The organism is Phytoactinopolyspora endophytica (assembly GCF_004138495.1).
GTDB lineage: Bacteria > Actinomycetota > Actinomycetes > Jiangellales > Jiangellaceae > Phytoactinopolyspora > Phytoactinopolyspora endophytica.
In genome coordinates this window covers 599,830-602,237 of sequence record NZ_ML142849.1, presented here as the reverse complement: position 1 = coordinate 602,237, position 2,408 = coordinate 599,830, and the positions used below count along the sequence as shown (strand labels likewise).

Genomic DNA, 2,408 nt, shown 5'->3' with positions numbered 1-2,408 from the left:
TACGAGTACGGCGCGACGAGCGGCGCTGCCAACGCCACCAGGACGAGGAAGCCGATGAACACCAGGCTGCCCAGGGCGAGCTTGTTGTGCCTGAACCTGGCCCATCCGCGGCCGAGCTCGCTCTGTGCGGTGGGCGTTCCGGCGGAGAGCGCAGAGCCGGTCGACTCGTTGTTCATGAGCTCGCTCATGGCCGCACCACCTCAATACTGTCGGTTGCGCTGGGTGATCGGTCGGGCTCGGCGGGCCGGTCCGCGCCGGGCTCGCGGCTCTTCGACGCACCCAGCCGGAGCGGCCGTTTCGGGCGTCGCCAGCCGCTGGCTCGTTGATGCCGGATGCGCGGGTCCAGCAGGCCGTAGGTCAGGTCCACGATCAGGTTGATCAGCAAGAAGATGAGCGCGAAGAACAACGTCGTGCCCATCAGCAACGGCATATCACGGGTCCGCGCGGCGGTCGTGAACAGCCGGCCCAGCCCGGGTATACCGAGCAGTGCCTCGATGAACACCGTTCCCGTCGCCAGGTGCGCGAAGATCGGCCCGACGATGGTCACCAGCGGGATCATCGAGTTGCGCAGGACGTGCCGGACCAGCACGATCCGTCGCTGCCCGCCCTTGGCGTGCGCTGCGACCACATACTCCTCGCGCAGCTCTTCCAGCATCGATGTACGCACGTACCGCGCCAGCATGGCGATCGGTTGCACCGCCAGGGCGACGACCGGGATGATCATGTACTCCGGGCCGGACCAGCCCCGCACCGGCAGTATGCCGAGGCCGACTGGGAAGATCAAAATGAGCAGGAGCGCGAACAGGTATCCGGGCAGAGCTTGCAGGGAGGTCAGGGTGAAGATCGAGCCGTAGTCGGCCAGCTTGTCCTTCCTCACCGCGGCCAGCACGCCGATCGGGACAGCCACCAGCAGTGTGAGCAGTGTGGCGGGGACCGCCAGCGAGATCGAGACCGGGAACGCATCGATGATCAGGTCCTCGACGGTGGCCTGCGGATACCTGTACGACGGCCCCATGTCGAGGGTCACCGCGCCGCGCATGAACGTCAGGTACTGCTCCCACGCCGGGACATCCGCGCCGTAGCGTTCCGCCACGGCATTCTCGAACGCCGCCGGGTCGCCACCGAGTTCGGTAGAGCTGCTGTTGGCCATGTCCGAGAACGACCCGGGGACCAGCTGCAGCAAGCCGAACGTGATGAGCGACACCGCGACGAGCGAGAGAGCCAGCCGGACCAGGCGGCGCGCGAGATATCCGATCATGGGCGATCACGCATTAGTCGTGGCGACGGGCGGTGGCGAGTATCCGGCACCAGCCGGTGCGGCCGGCGGGCGGGACGCTGGAGAGCGCCTTCCAGGGTCGCCACTCGACGGTCGACTCTCATGGTGGCCTCCGTAGGGGGCGTGCGAGCGTTTGCATAAGCTTGCAAGGGGCCCTTGGGCCTGTCAATGGATTGACTTGGGTATCTCATGCCGAAGTCCTCCCCTCGGGGAGGATCCCGTCGGGCGTCGCGGCCGGATCGAGAAAGAGCCATGCGTCCGGATGGCGGCGCAGCGCACTGGCCGGGCATTCCGTGCCGACAGCGCCGGTCAGCGCTCGTTTGACGGCCTCCCGCTTCCGGGCGCCGGGGACCGAGCAGATCACCGTCGCTCCGGCGAGCAGAGCGGGAACGGTCACCGTGATCGCATGGGTGGGCACGTCGTCGATCGACGGAAAGCACCCGTCGTTGACCTGCTGCCGACGCGACGCTGAATCGAGCTCGACGACCTTCACCGTGAGTGGATCGTCGAAGTCGGCGACATGCGGATCGTTGAACGCGATGTGCCCGTTCTCGCCGATTCCCATGCAGACCACATCGATCGGCGCCTCGTTGAGCAGTGCGGCATAGCGCTCGGCCTCCGTCGCGCCGTCGCCGTCCGGTCGCATCACGTGGACGCTGCCCGGTCGGACGGCGTCGTAGATGTGCTCGTGCAGATAGGTGCCGAACGCCTGCGGATGACCGGCGTCGAGGCCGACGTACTCGTCCATCTGAAACGCCGTGACGCGGGACCAATCGACATCCGGCTGTTCACGCAACGCGCGCAGGATGCCGTCCTGGGACGGCGCCGCGGCGAACATGATCCGCGCCTGACCGGTCTTAGCGATCCGTTGCCGGATGGCGTGCGTGACCAGCGCGGCCGCGGCTTCTCCGGCTGCGTCCACGTGGTCGTGGACGCGGATGCGCAGCCGCTCGACGGTGGTGCTTCGTGGGTGCGCGATCTCGGGGGTAGACATTCAGGGTTCTCCTGTTGTTCGTCAGAGCGCGTGGGCGCCGTCCTGTTCCCTGGAGTGCATGGCGACGTCCCAGCTGACCGGGGCCTCTATCCGCGCGCTGTGCTGCGCGGCGAGTGCTACGCCGGTAGCGGCGAGGGA

General features: G+C 67.4%; 2 protein-coding genes and 1 pseudogene. All 3 read right to left on the bottom strand.

Going from position 1 to position 2,408, the window contains the following annotated elements; genetic code table 11:
• Positions 1–188: pseudogene (locus tag ELR45_RS02655) on the bottom strand (peptide ABC transporter permease); the annotation flags it as partial.
• Entirely contained in the window at positions 185–1,258 is a 1,074-nt protein-coding gene (locus ELR45_RS02650; RefSeq protein WP_205855728.1) for an ABC transporter permease, read from the bottom strand. The pseudogene ELR45_RS02655 and the gene ELR45_RS02650, both read right to left, overlap by 4 nt.
• A 205-nt stretch (positions 1,259–1,463) precedes the next feature.
• Positions 1,464–2,270 carry a glucosamine-6-phosphate deaminase gene (locus ELR45_RS02645; protein WP_129663176.1) on the bottom strand — a complete coding sequence of 269 codons (807 nt, stop codon included), beginning with the start codon at positions 2,268–2,270 and terminating at the stop codon, positions 1,464–1,466.
• Positions 2,271–2,408 lie beyond the last annotated feature (138 nt).

What these genes read in the sequence shown, in the direction of transcription:
- ELR45_RS02650 (WP_205855728.1), bottom strand. Translation starts at nt 1,258, where the DNA reads ATGATCGGATATCTCGCGCGCCGCCTGGTCCGGCTGGCTCTCTCGCTC.
- ELR45_RS02645 (WP_129663176.1), bottom strand. Translation starts at nt 2,270, where the DNA reads ATGTCTACCCCCGAGATCGCGCACCCACGAAGCACCACCGTCGAGCGG.